Consider the following 18,315-nt stretch of genomic DNA (forward strand, 5'->3'; position numbering starts at 1 on the left):
GGCATGTAGAGTTGATTTTACATGCCGCAACGGCTCTAAAGGGGCATGGATGTGTTTCCAGTGACAGCTGATTTGAGAGAGTTTCTCGCCGGGGTGCCGGATGCTAGGTCTTGCGCTTGGTCTAAGGGGATACTCCCTGTCAAAACGCCTTCTGCGGATGCACAGTTTCAGACTGGTCCAAGCCGCCAGCCCTGCTCTACCCTGCCTCGCCAAGGGCGTGATTCTGCGCGTCAGATACGAACCCTTTCACAAATTCCAGAAGTCGAATGTGTCACATTGCGCGACGCAGCTGGCCCTAATTACTAGTACCTCATGCAAATTTACCTTCCTATCGCTGAAGTTTCCGTAAACGCCTTTCTGCTGCTGGGGTTGGGCGGCATGGTCGGCATCCTGTCAGGGATGTTCGGGGTCGGCGGCGGGTTTCTGATGACCCCGCTGTTGTTTTTCATTGGCATCCCACCAGCAGTTGCCGTAGCCACCGAAGCGAACCAGATTGTCGCCTCGTCCTTTTCTGGTGTTCTGGCCCATTTCCGCCGAAAGACGGTCGACCTGAAGATGGGCACGGTATTGCTGGTCGGGGGACTGATCGGTGCTGCGTTCGGGGTGGTGATCTTCAATTATCTCAAAAGCCTCGGACAAGTCGATTTGCTCGTAACCCTATGTTACGTGGTCTTTCTGGGCGTCGTCGGTAGCTTGATGTTCATCGAAAGCCTGAACGCGCTGCGTAAATCCAAAAAGGGCACCGCCGCCCCTGTTGCACGTCGTCAGCGCGGCTGGATTCACGCGATGCCGTTCAAAATGCGGTTCCGTACATCGGGCCTCTATATCTCGGTCATCCCCCCCGTCCTGGTCGGGCTTAGCGTAGGTATCCTTTCTGCGATCATGGGTGTCGGAGGCGGCTTTATCATGGTTCCTGCCATGATTTACCTGCTGGGAATGCCCACCAAAGTCGTTGTCGGCACCTCCCTGTTCCAGATTATTTTCGTAACAGCGTTCACCACGATGCTGCACGCGACAACCAACTACACAGTCGACATTGTTCTGGCTGTGTTGTTGCTGGTCGGCGGCGTGATCGGGGCGCAGATCGGAACGGTGATCGGCGCACGAATGCCTGCCGAGCAGCTGCGCGTATTGCTGGCTGCACTGGTCTTGGTGGTTTGTGGCAAACTGGCGCTGGATCTGCTTCTGGAACCCTCCGAGCTCTATTCGCTTGGCGTCGCAGGAGGGCACTGATCATGCTGAGACGGTTGATCCTGCTACTCGCCCTCTGTGTCACCCCGGCCATCGCCGAGGAGGAACAGGTCGTGCTTGGCCTAAGCCAAGACCGGGTTGCCATCACGGCGAATTTCGATGGCTCGGAAATTCTTATTTTCGGTGCCGTGAAACGTGAAACGCCGATCCCTTCCGGCCCACCGCTTCAAGTTATCGTGGCCGTTGCAGGCCCCTCGAGCCCAGTGACGGTCCGGCGAAAAGAACGCAGGCTGGGTATCTGGGTCAACACCGACAGCGTCCTGGTCGACCTTGCGCCCAGTTTTTATGCGGTTGCCACCAGCGCTCCGCTTACAGAAATCCTGTCAGATACAGAAGACTTGCGGTACAGGATCTCGATTGAACGGGCCATTCGGTCAGTGGGTGCCGCGATGAATATCCGGGGCGCGCAGAATTTTGCCGAGGCCGTCGTTCGCATCCGTGAGGATGAGGGCCTGTATTCTATCCGCGAAAATACGGTTGCGGTGGACGAGCAGACATTGTTCCGAACCTCAATCGACATGCCAGCCGATTTGACCGAAGGCGCCTATTTCGCGCGCATATACCTGACCCGCGGCCGAGAGGTTGTTTCCCAGTTCGAGACCACAATCGACGTGCGGAAGGTCGGGCTGGAACGGTTCCTCTACAACATGTCCCGTCAGCAGCCGGTCTGGTATGGCCTGATGTCTTTGGTCATTGCCATCGCGGCGGGTTGGGGAGCGTCCACAGCCTTCCGACTATTGCGCGAGAACTAAAGCCCTATCCACGCCCGATATAGGGCATCGTAGTGGCCATGACGGTCATGAACTGGACGTTTGCCTCTGCAGGCAAAGACGCCATGTGCAGTACAGAACGTGCGGCATCGTCAACAGCCATCGTCGGGTCGGGCTGCTGCCCTCCCGCGATGGCGTTTTCAACCAGGTTTTGCACCATCTGTGTTCGCGCGTTGCCAATATCGATTTGACCACATGCGATACCAAAGGCGCGCCCGTCCAGTGATAGGCTGCGTGTCAGGCCTGTTATCGCGTGTTTCGTAGCGGTGTAATGGACCGAATTCGGACGCGGTACATGCGCGGCGATCGAACCGTTATTGATGATCCTTCCCCCTTGAGGGGCCTGATGCCGCATAATGCGAAAGGCTTCGCGCGCGCTTAGGAACATCCCGTTCAGGTTCACGCTGACGCTCTGGTACCAATCCTCCAACTGGATTTCGTCTATCGTGCCGCCGGGGGCAAAGATTCCGGCATTATTGAATAATACGTCAAGACGTCCCGCCTCATTCTGGAATGTCTCGAAAGCACCCGAAACAGCGGTGGGGTCGGTAACATCGGTCACCAGGGGGATCGCATTCTTGTGCCTTTCAGCCAATTCGTTCAGCACATCCGCGCTGCGCGCCAGCAGCCCAACCGCCCAGCCCTCGGCCAAAAACAGCTCGGCAGTTGCCCGTCCGATGCCTGAACTGGCGCCTGTGATGATGATGGATTTCATATCTCTTCCGCCTCCAGGGTCAGCGTCGCCGCCGGAGCCGCGCGCAAATCATCCACGCGCAGCGGATAAGTGGGCTTGGCCAGCCTGTTGCGCACCACCCAAATCAACCTTTCTTGCGCCCGCGTGATCGCAACATAAGCCAGACGTTTCCACAAAGGTTGCCCAGCCTCGGTTCGCCCCATCCGGGCAGCCGCATATATATCCGGCGCAAACACCTGTACCGTGTCCCACTGCGACCCCTGCGCCTTGTGAATGGTCACTGCTGCGCCATGCAAAAAGGTTGCCCCCATACGCGCAGCAAATGGAATAAACGGTTCTTCCTCATCAGGCATTTCGATTTTGACAATCGACGCTGCGCTGACCTGCGGATCCTCGGCCCCCATCACATGCAGGCGCGAAAACCCCGGTTTTCGTCCTGGCCCCAGATAGATGACCTGAGCACCCTTGATTAGCCCGCGCGCCTCAAGATCCAGCCTTTTCTTGCGGTGCTTCAGCGGCAGTTCGATTCCATCGCAAATCAGCGGCTCTCCCGCCAGAAGCTCGGTGTCGGGTGCCGCGTGAACATTGCGGAAGGCCTGAATCAAGCGAATTCGGGTGGCATTTCGCCAGACCAGAACCGGGCTGCGGGCCATCAGGTCAACTTCAACACGCTGCCCCCAAACAACACGGTGATCCTGTCGGGCGGTCTGTTCGACGAGCCGTTCAAAATCCTCAAACCCCATCTGAGGGTCGGCCAGCGCATGCGCGAGGTCCAGGATCGGGTTGTCTGCCGTCTGCCTGTGGACCCTGTGCAATACCTGCTTTCGCGGCTCGGGCAGCGTCTCAAATACCATGCTGCCGGACTGATTGACCGGGGCGAGCTGCGCCGGATCGCCAAAAAGCAACAGGGTCGGAAAGATCTCTTTCAGGTCTTCGAACTGCCGGTCATCCAGCATCGAGGCCTCATCTACAAAGCCTATGTCCAGCGGCTCCTCCCGACGTTTCCAGCCGGTGATAAAGTCGGACCCACGAAGGCCCGCAGCGGCCAGCGCGCCGGGGATCGACTTGTTGTTCTGATAAAAAGCGGCCGCCCGGTCCAGGGCTTCGTCAGTCAACCCTTCAACCTCGGGGCGCTCACCGTTGCCCGCCAGCCATTCGGCAATGCGTTCATATTCCGGGTCATATACCGGCGTATAGAGGATGCGGTGGATCGTGGTCGCAGGCACACCCCGCAGGCGCAAAACACTAGCGGCCTTGTTCGTTGGCGCAAGAATGGCCAAGCTGCGTTTCTCGCGCGCTTTGCGGCTTTCGAAATCACCGGAAACAATCTGAAGACCCGCGTCAGCCAATGCTTTGTAAAGCTCTGCCAGCAGTAGCGTTTTCCCTGAACCCGCCTTGCCGATCACGGCCATCACCCCGGATTCGCCATTGCCGGGCATTTTCAGCAGGGCATCATCATCCAGGTCCACACCAGCAGATTTCAGCATCTCGGAAATGCTGTCATAGGCGGCGGCTTGATCGTCAGAAAAGGTTACTGTGGGTATAGACATGGCGCGACCCTACAGGGCCACGCCAGCTATCGCCAGATATGGAATTGGCTTTCAGACCCCGTCAGGCGGACAGGGCAAACCGGTGTTGCCGGACAGTGCCAAACGCGGCTTTGAACCACATCCTGGACAGCTCACGTGGGATGCCCGCCCGTTCAGCCACCCGATTGCAATCCTCGGCCGAATAGGGCCAGAGCCCAACCGAAATCTGATCACGCCCTTTCCCTTGCGACCCCAGAACGACTGGAGACGATCCGATCAGACGGTAGATCCGAATCATGCGCGCATCAAAGACGCCAGCTATATGGGTCAGCCCGAACCCTTCCATGATTTCGCCGCCGCTCAGCATGATGGCACCGGCAGTATGGGCACTGGCCGTTCGTGACAGGCAGAACCGCGTCACCTCCCAGATCAGCGGGCTGTGGACAGGCTTACCTCCTGTCAGATGCCCAAACACCTCATTCACCATGACAGGTCCTGTCGTCGGCAAAACCCGCATTGACCCCCCATGACTGCCATCCTCTTCTTCCCAGATGACATAGAGCGGATTCAGGTCATCATACTGATCCCGCTCTTCTCCTTTTTCGTCCACGTGAACATCCCAGCCCAGCCGCGTTTTGAACTGATCCGCTCGATCCCGGAACATCCCTTGGGCCAAATTCGGAAACTTATGTAGTTCGTCGGCAAACAAATAGCGCAACATGACTTTTCCCCTTGTCGTCCTGTGCAGGAACGAAGGGGGTACAAAGTCGTGGTTAATTTCCCGTTTTTGGCGCGCGCGCTTGTTAAACCACTATTAATCCACGGCTGAGTGCTGTTGCGATGGCATGGGTTGTGTTCTGCGCCCCAAGCTTGGCACGCGCACTTTCAATATAGACACGCAGCGTATGTTCCGAGATTGACAGTGAGTGCGCGACTTGTGCCCGGCTGTATCCAAGCGCCAGCAAGGTCATGGCATCCGTCTCACGAGGCGACAGGCCCCGGGTCGTATCCGGCTGCCTGTCGGTTTCGAACTCCAGAGCCTTTCGGTTAAAGTAATGCGCGATCAAAATCAGCTCGCGGCCATGGGCCTCGATGAAGGACTTCCATTTCTCATCATCACATGAGTGATTCACTGTGAATAAGGCAAACTGGCCGTTCGGCCCCCGGATGGGGATCGAATAACCCTGATTGCCAACTCCATGTTCAAGGGCATCTTGCAAAAAGGCTTTCGCCACTTTTCCAGACCAGTCCAGCAATTTCCAGTCAACCGGGTGGAACCGTTGGAAACACCCCAGGATCACCGGATCTATGCGGTGATAATTCCGCTCACGGTATCGCTCGGCCCAAGCGTCCGGGTAAGTTGTATAGCCGTATTGATCCCCGGCACCATCAACCCAATGATAGATAAGATGTTCAACCTGCAGCCGGTCGCGCAATCGAACGGCTACATCGCCCAACTCGTCAAGCGTGTTGGTGCTTTCCAAGTCCTCTAGGACCTGACTCATGTCGAGTTGTGTTCCCATTCGCGGGCGCCTGTGCCTTATCCTGCATGGACGCAATCTCGGCCGCTGCGATCAACTTGGTATCATCAAGCTGCTCGGCAAGTGCGGTCAAACCGTTTTCAACAGCGAAGGCGTTGAGGTCCGACAAAACGTCCAGTATCCACTCATTATGCGCCATCTAAAGTCTCTCCGAAACGGTTAACGAAGGGTTAACACAACCATAACATGTGAGATGCTTTTAAGCCTATTCACTGGTTTCTACTCCCCAAAACTAGCGGGTCACGATTTCGCAACCCACTGTAATTATTGCCTAATGCCTAGAAATAGATGCACCCGCGCTCGCTCGATGCAATTCGCGGGTGCTAATATTCTTTTTTTTGGGGGCTCAGCCTTTTGCGTCTAGAACCTCTTCAAGCGTGCGCAAGCCCGTCTGCGGCGCCTGAACCAGAACCGACATGTTGCCTGGTTTATGCTCATTCCGCATCATCTTCATATGCGCGTCGGGCAATTCACCCCAGGCAAACACTTCGGACATGCAGGGATCCAGACGGCGTTCGACCATCAGTTGGTTCGCGGCAGCAGCCTGCTTGAGATGCGCAAAATGCGAACCTTGCAGGCGTTTCTGATGCATCCACATATAGCGAACGTCGAAAGTCAGGTTATAGCCGGTGGTACCGGCGCAGATCACAACCATACCACCTTTTTTCACGACAAAGGTCGACACCGGAAATGTGCTTTCGCCGGGATGTTCAAACACCATGTCGACATTCTTGCCTTTCCCGGTGATTTCCCAGATCGCCTTGCCGAATTTGCGCGCCTCTTTGAACCAGTCCGCATATTCCGGTGTGTTTACTGTGGGCAACTGACCCCAGCAGTTAAAGTCTTTGCGATTCAGCACGCCCTTGGCGCCCAGCCCCATAACAAAGTCACGCTTGCTTTCGTCCGAGATCACGCCGATTGCGTTGGCGCCTGCGGTATTGATCAGCTGGATCGCATAAGAGCCCAGGCCGCCCGAGGCACCCCAGACCAGAACGTTCTGGCCCGGCTTCAGATCATGCGGCTCGTGCCCGAACAGCATCCGATACGCGGTCGCCAGCGTCAGAGTATAGCAAGCGCTTTCTTCCCAGGTCAGGTGCTTGGGGCGCGGCATCAACTGCTGGGCTTGAACGTTGGTGAACTGTGCAAAAGACCCATCCGGCGTTTCATAACCCCAGATCCGCTGGCTGTCCGAATACATCGGATCGCCACCATTACAATGTTCGTCGTCGCCATCGTCCTGGTTGCAGTGAATGACAACCTCGTCGCCCACTTTCCAGCGCGTTACTTTCGAACCCACGGCCCATACGATCCCCGAAGCGTCAGAACCGGCGATATGATACGGAGCCTTGTGGCCGTCAAAGGGCGAGATCGGCTTGCCCAGGGATGCCCAGACGCCGTTATAGTTAACGCCCGCCGCCATCACCAGAACCAACACCTCGTGGCTGTCCAGCTCTGGTACGTCCACGACTTCCTGGACCATCGCAGTATCCGGTTCCCCGTGGCGTTCCTTACGGATTGCCCATGCATACATTTTCTTAGGCACAAACCCCATCGGAGGGATTTCACCCATTTCATAGAGGTCTTTTTCCGGCGCGTCGTAAGTTGCGATACCGCTGTCGGTGTCCAGAGCCATGTTGGCCTCCTTATTTCTCATTCCTGTTTGCCGCGATGCAGAAGCGCTTGCGTTGGATGATGAGATATTGGCCTGAAGGAAATAATGCAATAGATTTTGCATCATTTTTGTAATTTTATGACCCAGCGCCTGCAGAAACTTCTTTCGCTGCCGCAGCATCAGGCCAGCCGTCGCCAATCGGGGCTGAGGCTGCATAGTAGTCGAGCAGATCAACCCTTTGCCCGGATTGAGATATTTTCCCACCTTCTCGTTTCAGAATTCTGCGTTCGACCAGCTGATCCAAGGCAGCTGAAACCGCAGACTCATCCTGATCACCCAAAGTTCCGTCACGTTGCAAAAACCCGGTGATCAAGCTTTTAAGCTCGTCTTCGGGCATTTCTCCTTTGGTGCGAACCAGCCAGCACGCTGCAGGAACAGGCGCCTGCGGAATCGCTTCTTTGATCCGTTGCATGAGTTCGCGCGCGAGATCAGTCATCACATCGTCATGGGCGGTGCGAAATTCCTTCAACGAGATAGGGTGACCATATCGCACCCCAGCAAATCCAAACCGCTGGTAGCGACCGGTTAGGCGCCTACCTATTTGTTTCAATATCCACCCAGTTATGACCCCGATCCGGGCACGAAATTGCCTTTGATTGCCAAGTGCGGCCTTGGTCAGGATCGTATCTTCAAGAACCCGGTCATAGTTTAGCGCAACGGGAACAAACACCACATCCGCCCCATCCGCGCTGGCACCATCGATTATGTATTTCAAAAGCCCCAGCTTGGGGCGTGCCATAGCCCCCGTCAGGCTCAGCCCGCCTTCGGGGAACATGGCCTGTGTGACACCGGCATCGGTGGCATGCCGGACATAGCAGGCCAATACCTGACGATAGAGTTCGCTGCCGGACTTGCGGCGAATAAAATAGGCCCCCATCGCACGAATCAACCGACTGAGCGGCCAAACACGCGCCCATTCGCCAACAGCATAAGACAAAGCCGATTGCTGGGCCGCCAGATAGGTGACCAGCACATAATCCATGTTGCTGCGGTGGTTCATCACAAAAACAACTGTCGCATTTGGATCAATATCTTTCAGGGCATCTTCATCCTGATAACTAAGCCGTACATCATAAAAGGCGTTGCTCAGAATCCGCGCCAACCGGATGGCGATACTGAAATAGGCAACGGCGGAAAAAGAAGGCACGATCTCGCGCGCATACCGCTGAGCCTGCTCAAAGGCGACCGCTTCGGGAATGCCTTCTTCACGTGCGTGCTGCTGCACGGCTTGCCCTACCTGAGGATCATAGATCAGGCGTTGAATCATATCGTGGCGTCGGGCCAGCTTGAACGGCTGTATCGGGCGCTGCAGGCGCGTGTTCAGGCGTTTGACTGCGCGCTCCAACCTACGGCGAAAAAACCAGCGCACAGACGGAAACAGAAAATGCGAGGCCAGTGTGACCGCGGCGAATACCAGGATCAACAAAAACAGCCAAAGCGGAAGTTCCACGGTCTGTGTCATAAATGCACCCTGCCACCAATCGCTGCATCCCACAATCGGCACAACCGGAAATGCCGCGACGCAGCGAATTGACATGTCCCGAAAATTGCGCTTTAGAACCCATGAACGCAATTTTCTTGCCCACCCGCAATACGAGGCCCAGCTATGACGCAGACGCAGAAAGATCGCCCCTGGCTCATCCGAACCTATGCCGGTCATTCCACCGCCAAAGCGTCCAACGCGCTGTATCGCGGGAATCTGGCCAAGGGTCAGACGGGTCTGTCAGTGGCCTTCGATCTGCCGACGCAAACCGGCTATGACAGCGATCACACGCTGGCACGCGGCGAGGTTGGTAAAGTGGGTGTACCGATCAGCCATCTGGGCGACATGCGGGTTTTGTTCGACCAGATCCCGTTGGAACAGATGAACACGTCGATGACGATAAACGCCACGGCTCCTTGGTTGCTGGCGCTCTATATAGCGGTTGCCGAGGAACAGGGCGCCGATGTCTCTAAACTGCAGGGCACAGTTCAGAACGATCTGATCAAGGAATACCTAAGCCGCGGCACTTATGTCTGCCCGCCGAAACCGTCGCTCAAGATGATCGCGGATGTGGCCGAGTATTGCTATTCCAATGTGCCGAAATGGAACCCGATGAACGTCTGTTCCTATCACCTGCAAGAGGCTGGCGCGACGCCCGAACAGGAACTGGCCTATGCGCTGGCTACCGCCATCGCCGTTCTTGACGAGTTGCGCCCGCGCGTCCCGGCCGAGGATTTCCCAGCATTGTGCGGACGGATTTCGTTCTTTGTGAATGCCGGCATCCGCTTTGTCACCGAGATGTGCAAAATGCGCGCCTTTGTGGATCTTTGGGATGAAATCTTGCAACAACGTTATGACGTAGAAAACCCGAAATTCCGCCGCTTCCGTTATGGGGTGCAGGTGAACTCACTGGGACTGACCGAGCAGCAGCCGGAAAACAACGTCTACCGTATCCTGATCGAAATGCTGGCGGTGACCTTGTCGAAAAAGGCCCGTGCCCGCGCGGTTCAGCTGCCCGCATGGAACGAGGCCCTTGGCCTGCCCCGCCCGTGGGATCAGCAGTGGTCGATGCGGATGCAACAGATTCTTGCCTATGAAACCGACCTGCTGGAATATGGCGATCTGTTCGACGGCAACCCGGCCGTAGACGCCAAAGTCGAAGAATTGAAACAGGGCGCGCGGGCCGAACTGGCGAACCTGGATTCGATGGGGGGTGCTGTCGCTTCGATCGAATACATGAAGTCCCGTTTGGTCGATTCCAACGCAGAGCGCCTCAACCGGATCGAGCGCAACGAGACCATTGTGGTCGGCGTGAACAAATGGACCGAGGGCGAGCCCTCACCCCTGGAAACCGAAGACGGCGGCATCATGGTCGTTGATCCGGCAGTAGAGCAGGAACAGATCAACCGCCTGAACGAATGGCGCACCGAACGGGATGGCGCGGCAGTTGCAGCAGCGCTGGCCGCTTTGCGTGAGGCCGCACAATCCGGTGCGAATGTAATGGAGCCGTCAATCGTCGCCGCCAAGGCTGGCGTCACCACCGGCGAATGGGCCGAAGAGATGCGCAAGGTCTATGGCACATATCGCGGCCCGACCGGCGTTTCCGGCTCGGTCTCGAACAAAACCGAAGGGCTGGAGGAGTTGCGTGCGGCGGTCGACGCGGTCAGTGACAAGCTGGGGCGTCGCCTGAAATTCCTGGTCGGGAAACCCGGTCTGGACGGCCATTCAAATGGCGCTGAACAGATCGCCTTCCGCGCCCGCGATTGCGGTATGGACATCAGCTATGACGGCATCCGTCTGACACCCGAGGAAATTGTGGCCGCCGCAATCGAGGACAAAGCCCATGTGATCGGCCTGTCGATTCTGTCCGGCAGTCACATACCGTTGGTTCAGGACGTTCTGAACCGTCTGCGCGAGGCGGGCCTGAACGATGTTCCTGTTGTTGTCGGTGGCATTATCCCTGATGACGATGCTGAAAAACTCAAAGCGATGGGTGTGGCCAAAATCTACACGCCAAAAAACTTCGAGTTGAATGCAATCATGGGCGACATAGTTTCCTTGGTTGATCCGCAAAACCTGGCCGCTGAATAACCGCCGATTTGCCACCCATTTTCCCCGTATCTATCGCCTTCTCAAAAGGGATAGATAATGGATGCTTTTAGAACTACGGTGACTCTTCGGGGACATTGTAATTCGGTAACATCAGGGGAATGTAAATGGGAATGAATCTCGAAAAGATGACGCGCAATGAACTGTTGGAATTGCGTGCCAATGTAGATGTGGCGCTGAAAGCAGCCGAAAGACGTGATAGGAAAGAGGCTTTGAAAGCCGCTCAGAAAGCCGCGGCGGAATTTGGGTTTTCCCTTTCCGAACTTTCTGATGGGTCCTCGAAATCTCTTAAGATATCGAAAACAAAAGCAAAATACCGAAATCCATCCAACCACGATCAAACCTGGTCGGGACGCGGTCGCAAGCCGCATTGGGTACACGAAGCTTTGAAAGCCGGAGCGGATATTTCGGATATGGAAATCTGAATGGAATTGATAACGAAATGACGATTCATATAGGCGCCGAAAAAGGCGAAATCGCTGAAACAGTTCTTTTACCCGGTGATCCTTACCGGGCAAAATGGGCGGCAGAAACTTTTCTGGATAACGCCAAACTGGTGAATGACGTGCGTGGCATGTTGGGCTTCACCGGAACCTGGAAAGGTAATCCGGTGACGATTCAAGGCAGCGGCATGGGAATGCCCTCGCTGTCAATTTACGTGAATGAATTGATCCGCGATTTTGGCGCCAGAACTTTGATCCGTATAGGGTCATGTGGCGGGATGCAGGACAGTGTGAACATACGTGATGTCATTTTGGCGATGACTTCGACCACGCTCAGCACTCCGTCTCGGGGGATCATGAAAGAGCTCAACTTTGCACCTTGCGCGGATTGGAGCCTGTTGCAGGCCGCCTTTCAGGCTGCGGCAAACAAAGGAACACCAACTCATGTTGGCGGGATTTATTCCTCGGATGTATTCTACGATGAACGTCCCGATCTGAACGAACAGATGGTGCGTCACGGCATTCTGGGCGTCGAAATGGAAGCCGCCGAACTTTACATCCTGGCCGCGCGCCACAAGTGCCGGGCCCTTGCCGTGCTGACCGTTTCCGACCACTTGCTGACAGGAGAAGCTCTGCCATCGTCCGAACGTGAAAGCAGCTTTGGCGACATGGTTGAGATCGCACTTCAGGCGGCGTTTCCAAAAGCTTAGCAAACGGGTTGGGTCAGGGTCGACCCTGTCCCGCATCGGCTATCTACCGGTCGATCCCTTTAAACACTGCTTGGGGCTTTCCGCCCCATCGGTCTGAGCACCGCAAAACGAACAGACCCATTGCCCTTCTTTTCGGTGCTGGCGCCAGCGGCATTCACGCGTCAGTGACGAAGTGCGGGCGCGCCACAGAAAATAGGCGAATACGGCGGCAGCAAGAAGCAGAAGAATAACAGGCATTCTCCTGCTTTGCTGATCAGTCGGTTGTTTTCAAGCCCTGCAATCGCAGGTCAGGCAGCATTTGCGTATTCGAACAGCTCTGGCATCCGCTCTGAAGTGGGGATTACCGTTTCTGGCGTATAATAGGCCCATGCCTGTTCCAGCAATTCCAGGGCTTCGGCGGCATCAGCGGAGTTGGTTTTGGTTCTCATCGGAGTGATCCCATTGTGACATAATCACTCCTCCCTGAGCCAAACATAGGACAGGCTGCAGGCGTTCACACCACATATTCTTGCAAATGGGAATTGCACCTGCCGCAACACAGCAGGCACATGGATCAAGTCCGCCTCACACCGTGCGTTCGACCATCATCTTTTTGATCTCGGCGATTGCCTTTGCAGGGTTCAGACCCTTCGGGCAGGTTTTGGCGCAGTTCATGATCGTGTGGCAACGATACAGCTTGAACGGATCTTCCAACTCATCCAGGCGCTCACCAGTTGCCTCATCTCGGCTGTCAATGATCCAACGATATGCATGCAGCAGAGCCGCCGGGCCAAGATAGCGGTCGCCATTCCACCAATAACTTGGGCACGAGGTCGAGCAGCTGGCGCACATCACACATTCATAAAGACCATCCAGCTTTTTGCGATCTTCAATGGATTGCTTCCACTCTTTCGCAGGCCGGTTGGTCTTGGTTTCTAGCCAGGGCATGATGCTTGCGTGCTGGGCATAGAAATGGGTCAGGTCCGGAATCAGGTCCTTGACCACAGGCATATGGGGCAAAGGATAGATTTTCACATCGCCCTTGATCTCATCCATGCCATAGATACAGGCCAGCGTGTTGATCCCGTCGATATTCATCGCACAGGACCCACAAATGCCCTCGCGGCAAGACCGGCGGAAGGTCAAGGTTGGGTCGATCTCATTCTTGATCTTGATCAGCGCATCCAAAATCATCGGACCGCAGCTGTCCATATCGACGAAATAGGTATCCACCCGGGGATTTTGACCGTCGTCAGGATTCCAGCGATAGATCTGGAACTTGCGCACATTCGTCGCGCCCTCTGGCTTGGGCCATGTCTTTCCGGTGGTAATCCGAGAATTTTTTGGCAGGGTGAGTTGTACCATTTCCGACCTCGCTAAATTCCCGTGTATAGATACACGCTGCAAGTGCGAAAGCCAACCATTTAGCCTTGAAAACAGTCAATAAAGATGGGTGATTTCACCTTTACATTGAGCTTATGTGCATGGATTCTGCACTCGAGAAAGCAAAAAGCTGAGTGCCGTATGCAGACACGAGTATTGAATATTCCCTACGGCACCAAAAACCCCTATCAAAACATGATGTACAGCGCATGCGAGCCAGAGTTTTCTCTAGCTGCAATGAAACAGCTGAACTTTGCAGAGATTGCGAAACCAGAATTTCAGACCGAACACGGAATCCTGCATATCCAATGGGATGACAGGCTGTTTCCGATCAAGGATGGTGAAGATTCCGCGAACAACGCCCTGTTTCAAGATGCCGTGTCGGGACTTGTGCTGTATAAATCAAACGGTGGTCGCGTCATCTGGACCATTCACAATCGCACCGCGCATTCAGCGCGTGAGGGCAACGATGGATTTCACGCGGCGCGACGCAAGTTGGCAGAGCTGGTCGATATGATCCATGTCCATACCCCAAATGCGCGACAACATATGATCGCCCAATATGACGCGGAGCCGAATAAGATTTGCCTGATCCCTCACCCAAGCTATCTAGGCGTTTATGAAAGCGCTGAAATCACGCTTGCGCGCCTGATGCAACCACGCGATCAGACTCACTTTTTGACCTTTGGCGCGATGCGCGGAAACCGCGAGTTGGACCGGCTTCATTTCGCCATCCGGAAGCTAACCAACAGGGGTTTCGACTTTCATATGTCAGTGGTAGGCCGAGTCTTTCGGCCCAGTCGGCGATTGGTACGACGGCTGGACGCCATTTCAAACGTAACCGTGATAGGCGAACGCGTAGAAGATGAGGCTATTCCGAGTGTTTTTTCCCAAGCTCACGCCTATGTTTTGCCATCTACACAAACCTTCACCTCTGGAACCGCAATGCTTGCCATGACCTTCGGCTTGCCAGTTGTCGCCCCGGACATTGAACCCCACCGCCAGACGACCCCAGAATCCTGTCATGATCTACTGTATCCGGCACAAAACCCTCGAGGACTGATCCGCATGATGATGAAGGTGATGGAAATGTCCGATTCAGAACTCGCTGAAAAACGTAGGGCGTGCTTCGAATTCGCTCAGGAACGCGCGCCAGAGCGGATCAGCCGCAAGTTGGCCGAAGCGCTTACGGTTCTAAGAAATGGATAATCTTTTCAACGCCCGCATTTCTGCTTTGTACGATCTTCTAGATTTGACCAGTATTGTACGCATTGCCGATATTGGCGCCAATCCAATGCGCCATGACGCCCCTTACCGAGACCTACTAAAGAACAAATTTTGCAATGTCGTCGGTTTCGAACCTCAGGAAAATACGATGAAAGAGGTCGTCCGCAATAAAGGTGAAAATGAAGAGTATTTCAACTTTGCAGTCGGAGACGGCAAACCGGCCTTGTTGAATATCTACAAGGGCTCGGGTTTGACATCCTTGCTGAAAATAAGGGAAAAAACACTTTTTTACCTGCGCGGCCTACGCAAAGCTGCAAGGCAAATTGGCAGTATGGAGATGCAAACCCAGCGGCTGGATGATATCGCAGGTTTGGGTCCAGTGGATTTTCTGAAAATTGACATTCAGGGCGCCGAACTTTCGGTGTTTACCTCGGCGGAAAACACGCTGAAAAATGTCGCCGCCATACAGACCGAAGTATCGTTTTTTCCATTGTACGAGAATCAGCCAGGTTTTGGCGAGGTTGACACATTTCTCAGAAAATTGGGGTTTTTGCCCCATAGTTTTGCGCATATCGAGAACAGGCTGGTCATATCGAAATGGTCAGGAGTTCTTTCGGACTTTGAATCGACACAAATGCTGGACGGGGACATTATCTATCTCAGAGACTTGTCTGATCCTGCAGAGCTGAACAGCCAGATACTAAAGCGACTGGCAATTCTAACCGAAGGTGTTTTTAGGTTCACAGATGTCAGCCTGAAAATTCTCGATATATTGGCACAGCGTCAGGAAATCTCTGAAGCCGATGTGAATGAGTACATTGAAACATTCATCTCGCCATAGCCGATTGGCTAAGTACAGATATTACTTACCCATAGAATTTGAGCAGTCCGGTGGTTGGTCGCGGACTGCCCAATCACATCAGAAAGTCCGCGCCTTGGGCGCGATTTTCTTCAGACTGATCCCGCCTTCCGCTTCGGTGCTCAGCGGATCAACGATCACCGGGCGATAGCTGAGGTTCACCTTATTACCGTCTACGCGGGACACCGTGTGAACGCGCCAGTTTTTGTCGTCGCGTTCGCTGAAATCCTCATGCGCATGGGCACCACGGCTTTCCTTGCGCGCTTCGGCACCGACGATGGTGGCCAGCGCACTTGGCATCAGGTTGGTCAGTTCCAGCGTTTCCATCAGATCGCTGTTCCAGACCAGCGAGCGGTCGGTGACTTTCAGGTCGTCCATTTTGGCGGCAATCGCCGTCATCTTGTCAACGCCTTCGGCCATGGTTTTGGCGGTGCGGAATACGGCCGCGTCAGCCTGCATGGTCTTTTGCATCTCAAGCCGCAGATCGGCAGTCGGGATCGCTCCGCTGGCGTTACGGACGTCGTCAAAACGATCAAAGGCTTTGTCGACCGACCCTTGGTTCAGAACCGGGTTGGCGCTATCGGCATCCACAACCTTGCCGGCCCGGATCGCCGCCGCGCGGCCAAAGACCACCAGATCGATCAGCGAGTTTGAGCCCAGACGGTTCGCCCCATGGACCGAGGCGCAGCCAGCCTCACCCACAGCCATCAGGCCCGGGACCACAGCGGTGGGGTCCTTGGCGGTGGGGTTCAGAACCTCACCCCAATAATTAGTCGGGATACCGCCCATGTTGTAATGCACGGTTGGCAGAACCGGGATCGGCTCTTTGGTCACGTCAACACCGGCAAAGATCTTGGCGCTTTCGGAAATACCGGGCAGACGTTCGGCCAATGCCTCGGCAGGCAAGTGGCTGAGGTTCAGGTGGATGTGGTCGCCCTCTGCACCCACACCACGTCCTTCGCGGATTTCCATGGTCATCGAGCGCGAGACATAGTCGCGCGGTGCCAGGTCTTTGTACTGAGGCGCATAGCGCTCCATGAACCGTTCGCCTTCGGAATTGGTCAGGTACCCGCCCTCACCCCGCGCACCTTCGGTGATCAGACAGCCCGAGCCGTAGATGCCGGTCGGGTGAAATTGAACGAACTCCATATCCTGCAGCGCAAGGCCCGCGCGGGCCACCATACCGCCACCGTCACCGGTGCAGGTATGGGCCGAAGTGGCGCTGAAATACGCCCGGCCATAGCCGCCAGTCGCCAGCACCACCATCTTGGCGTTGAACACATGCATGGTGCCATCGTCCAGCTTCCAGCAGACAACGCCCTGACATTGCCCGTCCTCGGACATGATCAGGTCGATGGCGAAATACTCGATGTAGAACTCAGCGTTGTTTTTCAGCGACTGACCATAGAGCGTATGCAGGATCGCGTGGCCAGTCCGGTCAGCGGCGGCACAGGTCCGCTGCACGGCGGGGCCTTCGCCAAATTCGGTGGTGTGGCCACCAAAGGGACGCTGATAAATCTTGCCTTCTTCGGTCCGGCTGAAGGGCACGCCGTAATGCTCCAGCTCGTACACCGCCTTTGGCGCTTCGCGGGCCAGATACTCCATCGCGTCGGTGTCGCCCAGCCAGTCCGAGCCCTTGACCGTGTCGTACATATGCCACTGCCAGTGGTCAGGACCCATATTCGACAGCGACGCCGCGATGCCGCCCTGTGCGGCAACCGTGTGCGAGCGGGTCGGGAACACCTTGGTAACACATGCCGTGCGCAGACCCTGTTCCGCCATACCCAGCGTTGCGCGAAGACCTGCACCACCTGCGCCTACGACAACAACGTCGTATTCGTGGGTTTCATATTCATATGCTGCTGTCATTGTACTTATTCCTTACCGCGCATCATCACAGGGCGAGTTTCACCAGGGCGAACAGCCCTGCAACCATCAGCGTGTAGCCAAACGCCCACATCGCAACCAGCGTCACTTTTTCGGCGACACCATGGATATAGTCTTCGATGGCCTCCTGCGCTTCGTACATCAGCTGCAACAGGGCAACGATCAGTGTCAGCGCGCATACGATCGCCGGGAAGGGGCGACTGAAATAAGCCAGAACCTCTTCGTAGGTTCCGCCCAGACCGGCACCAAATGTGACGATGAAGAGAGGAATCAGAACGGTCAGGATCATGGCCCGGACCATTGTGTTCCAATGTGTTTGGGTTCCGGATTTGCCCGCTCCCAGACCCTCGGCGCGTTTACGGTCAGTCAGGTATCGCATCGAACGTCTCCTTAAACCACAAGAACGGTGATGATGGTCAGGATCGTGGCACCAACAAACATGCCCCATCCCAGCTTTTCAGAGAGATCAACATCCAGGCAGTAGCCGAAATCCCAAAAGACATGACGCAACCGGCCCAATGTGTGGTACCACAAACCCCAGGCGGCTCCGGTCATGACAAGATCACCGAACCAGCTGCGCAGAAATCCGTCTATGCCTGCAAAGGCCGCCTCAGAGGTTGCCGCCGCCAACAGCCACCACACCACAAGTGCTGCGATTGCGAACACGGCCAATCCAGTCATCCGAACCATGATCGACGACAGAGACGTCATCTGTGGGCGGTAGATGCGGATATGCGGTGAGAGCGGGCGGTTGCCCCGATTTACATCGCTCATGGCG

The 18,315-nt window shown here is 55.5% G+C and carries 18 protein-coding genes; 7 read left to right on the top strand and 11 right to left on the bottom strand.

Translation table 11 applies throughout. From position 1 onward, the window contains the following. Positions 1–312 precede the first annotated feature (312 nt). Together AC2FJ5_RS06050 and AC2FJ5_RS06055 are read left to right on the top strand one after the other, a co-directional pair. Entirely contained in the window at positions 313–1,233 is a 921-nt protein-coding gene (locus AC2FJ5_RS06050; RefSeq protein WP_142635531.1) for a sulfite exporter TauE/SafE family protein, read from the top strand. A gap of 2 nt (positions 1,234–1,235) precedes the next feature. Continuing rightward, positions 1,236–2,003 (top strand): TIGR02186 family protein, encoded by a 768-nt coding sequence (locus AC2FJ5_RS06055; RefSeq protein WP_142635529.1) that lies wholly within the window; start codon positions 1,236–1,238, stop codon positions 2,001–2,003. A 4-nt stretch (positions 2,004–2,007) separates the two neighbouring features. Here the strand turns inward: AC2FJ5_RS06055 and AC2FJ5_RS06060 are convergent, their stop codons facing one another. From AC2FJ5_RS06060 to AC2FJ5_RS06085, 6 genes are all read right to left on the bottom strand, one after another. After that, positions 2,008–2,736, bottom strand: a complete 729-nt coding sequence (locus AC2FJ5_RS06060; protein WP_282021633.1) for an SDR family oxidoreductase — start codon at positions 2,734–2,736, stop codon at positions 2,008–2,010. Beyond that, positions 2,733–4,265 carry an ATP-dependent DNA helicase gene (locus AC2FJ5_RS06065; protein WP_496706225.1) on the bottom strand — a complete coding sequence of 511 codons (1,533 nt, stop codon included), beginning with the start codon at positions 4,263–4,265 and terminating at the stop codon, positions 2,733–2,735. Before AC2FJ5_RS06065 ends, AC2FJ5_RS06060 begins: the two co-directional genes overlap by 4 nt. A gap of 61 nt (positions 4,266–4,326) precedes the next feature. Beyond that, complete coding sequence (locus AC2FJ5_RS06070) at positions 4,327–4,965, bottom strand: acyl-homoserine-lactone synthase (RefSeq protein WP_282021634.1); 639 nt, start codon at positions 4,963–4,965, stop codon at positions 4,327–4,329. An 82-nt stretch (positions 4,966–5,047) separates the two neighbouring features. After that, positions 5,048–5,767: a helix-turn-helix transcriptional regulator gene (locus tag AC2FJ5_RS06075; RefSeq protein WP_496691781.1), complete on the bottom strand. Its 720-nt coding sequence runs from the start codon at positions 5,765–5,767 to the stop codon at positions 5,048–5,050. 364 nt (positions 5,768–6,131) lie between these two features. Continuing rightward, entirely contained in the window at positions 6,132–7,418 is a 1,287-nt protein-coding gene (gene ccrA, locus AC2FJ5_RS06080; protein ID WP_142635517.1) for a crotonyl-CoA carboxylase/reductase, read from the bottom strand. A 115-nt stretch (positions 7,419–7,533) separates the two neighbouring features. After that, on the bottom strand, positions 7,534–8,919 hold the full coding sequence (locus AC2FJ5_RS06085) for a 1-acyl-sn-glycerol-3-phosphate acyltransferase (RefSeq protein WP_496696416.1): 1,386 nt from the start codon (positions 8,917–8,919) through the stop codon (positions 7,534–7,536). A 129-nt stretch (positions 8,920–9,048) separates the two neighbouring features. Here AC2FJ5_RS06085 and AC2FJ5_RS06090 point away from each other — a divergent pair, with 129 nt between their 5' ends. The 3 genes from AC2FJ5_RS06090 (at position 9,049) to deoD (ending at position 12,202) form a co-directional block, all read left to right on the top strand. Continuing rightward, a complete protein-coding gene (locus tag AC2FJ5_RS06090; RefSeq protein WP_496750128.1) occupies positions 9,049–11,031 on the top strand; it encodes a protein meaA in 1,983 nt (660 codons plus the stop codon). Positions 11,032–11,156: 125 nt separating this feature from the next. Continuing rightward, positions 11,157–11,474 (top strand): H-NS histone family protein, encoded by a 318-nt coding sequence (locus tag AC2FJ5_RS06095; RefSeq protein ID WP_281995213.1) that lies wholly within the window; start codon positions 11,157–11,159, stop codon positions 11,472–11,474. 17 nt (positions 11,475–11,491) lie between these two features. Next, on the top strand, positions 11,492–12,202 hold the full coding sequence (gene deoD / locus AC2FJ5_RS06100) for a purine-nucleoside phosphorylase (RefSeq protein WP_496691783.1): 711 nt from the start codon (positions 11,492–11,494) through the stop codon (positions 12,200–12,202). Positions 12,203–12,489: 287 nt separating this feature from the next. Here the strand turns inward: deoD and AC2FJ5_RS06105 are convergent, their stop codons facing one another. After that, positions 12,490–12,630 carry a hypothetical protein gene (locus AC2FJ5_RS06105; RefSeq protein WP_185956642.1) on the bottom strand — a complete coding sequence of 47 codons (141 nt, stop codon included), beginning with the start codon at positions 12,628–12,630 and terminating at the stop codon, positions 12,490–12,492. 136 nt (positions 12,631–12,766) lie between these two features. Beyond that, positions 12,767–13,546, bottom strand: a complete 780-nt coding sequence (locus AC2FJ5_RS06110; RefSeq protein WP_142635506.1) for a succinate dehydrogenase iron-sulfur subunit — start codon at positions 13,544–13,546, stop codon at positions 12,767–12,769. Positions 13,547–13,801: 255 nt separating this feature from the next. On the opposite strand from AC2FJ5_RS06110, the gene AC2FJ5_RS06115 reads away from it, so the two are divergent. Then, positions 13,802–14,773 carry a glycosyltransferase family 4 protein gene (locus AC2FJ5_RS06115; RefSeq protein WP_496792796.1) on the top strand — a complete coding sequence of 324 codons (972 nt, stop codon included), beginning with the start codon at positions 13,802–13,804 and terminating at the stop codon, positions 14,771–14,773. Beyond that, positions 14,766–15,632, top strand: a complete 867-nt coding sequence (locus AC2FJ5_RS06120) for an FkbM family methyltransferase (RefSeq protein ID WP_496792797.1) — start codon at positions 14,766–14,768, stop codon at positions 15,630–15,632. The genes AC2FJ5_RS06115 and AC2FJ5_RS06120 overlap by 8 nt, the downstream gene beginning before the upstream one ends. 78 nt (positions 15,633–15,710) lie before the next feature. Here AC2FJ5_RS06120 and sdhA read toward each other — a convergent pair whose 3' ends face one another. The 3 genes from sdhA to sdhC are packed head-to-tail and all read right to left on the bottom strand — an operon-like array spanning position 15,711 to position 18,311. Then, complete coding sequence (gene sdhA, locus AC2FJ5_RS06125; protein WP_496706213.1) at positions 15,711–17,519, bottom strand: succinate dehydrogenase flavoprotein subunit; 1,809 nt, start codon at positions 17,517–17,519, stop codon at positions 15,711–15,713. A 25-nt stretch (positions 17,520–17,544) separates the two neighbouring features. Next, positions 17,545–17,916, bottom strand: coding sequence for a succinate dehydrogenase, hydrophobic membrane anchor protein (locus AC2FJ5_RS06130; protein ID WP_496792798.1), 372 nt, complete (start codon positions 17,914–17,916; stop codon positions 17,545–17,547). An 11-nt stretch (positions 17,917–17,927) separates the two neighbouring features. Continuing rightward, complete coding sequence (gene sdhC / locus AC2FJ5_RS06135; protein WP_142635496.1) at positions 17,928–18,311, bottom strand: succinate dehydrogenase, cytochrome b556 subunit; 384 nt, start codon at positions 18,309–18,311, stop codon at positions 17,928–17,930. Positions 18,312–18,315: the final 4 nt, after the last annotated feature.

The organism is Ruegeria sp. CDSA221 (genome assembly GCF_059611825.1).

Bases quoted from the DNA above. Each gene is read 5' to 3' on its own strand.
- AC2FJ5_RS06050 (WP_142635531.1), top strand. From the start codon at position 313: ATGCAAATTTACCTTCCTATCGCTGAAGTTTCCGTAAACGCCTTTCTG.
- AC2FJ5_RS06055 (WP_142635529.1), top strand. From the start codon at position 1,236: ATGCTGAGACGGTTGATCCTGCTACTCGCCCTCTGTGTCACCCCGGCC.
- AC2FJ5_RS06060 (WP_282021633.1), bottom strand. From the start codon at position 2,736: ATGAAATCCATCATCATCACAGGCGCCAGTTCAGGCATCGGACGGGCA.
- AC2FJ5_RS06065 (WP_496706225.1), bottom strand. From the start codon at position 4,265: ATGTCTATACCCACAGTAACCTTTTCTGACGATCAAGCCGCCGCCTAT.
- AC2FJ5_RS06070 (WP_282021634.1), bottom strand. From the start codon at position 4,965: ATGTTGCGCTATTTGTTTGCCGACGAACTACATAAGTTTCCGAATTTG.
- AC2FJ5_RS06075 (WP_496691781.1), bottom strand. From the start codon at position 5,767: ATGGGAACACAACTCGACATGAGTCAGGTCCTAGAGGACTTGGAAAGC.
- ccrA (WP_142635517.1), bottom strand. From the start codon at position 7,418: ATGGCTCTGGACACCGACAGCGGTATCGCAACTTACGACGCGCCGGAA.
- AC2FJ5_RS06085 (WP_496696416.1), bottom strand. From the start codon at position 8,919: ATGACACAGACCGTGGAACTTCCGCTTTGGCTGTTTTTGTTGATCCTG.
- AC2FJ5_RS06095 (WP_281995213.1), top strand. From the start codon at position 11,157: ATGGGAATGAATCTCGAAAAGATGACGCGCAATGAACTGTTGGAATTG.
- deoD (WP_496691783.1), top strand. From the start codon at position 11,492: ATGACGATTCATATAGGCGCCGAAAAAGGCGAAATCGCTGAAACAGTT.
- AC2FJ5_RS06105 (WP_185956642.1), bottom strand. From the start codon at position 12,630: ATGAGAACCAAAACCAACTCCGCTGATGCCGCCGAAGCCCTGGAATTG.
- AC2FJ5_RS06110 (WP_142635506.1), bottom strand. From the start codon at position 13,546: ATGGTACAACTCACCCTGCCAAAAAATTCTCGGATTACCACCGGAAAG.
- AC2FJ5_RS06115 (WP_496792796.1), top strand. From the start codon at position 13,802: ATGAAACAGCTGAACTTTGCAGAGATTGCGAAACCAGAATTTCAGACC.
- AC2FJ5_RS06120 (WP_496792797.1), top strand. From the start codon at position 14,766: ATGGATAATCTTTTCAACGCCCGCATTTCTGCTTTGTACGATCTTCTA.
- sdhA (WP_496706213.1), bottom strand. From the start codon at position 17,519: ATGACAGCAGCATATGAATATGAAACCCACGAATACGACGTTGTTGTC.
- AC2FJ5_RS06130 (WP_496792798.1), bottom strand. From the start codon at position 17,916: ATGCGATACCTGACTGACCGTAAACGCGCCGAGGGTCTGGGAGCGGGC.
- sdhC (WP_142635496.1), bottom strand. From the start codon at position 18,311: ATGAGCGATGTAAATCGGGGCAACCGCCCGCTCTCACCGCATATCCGC.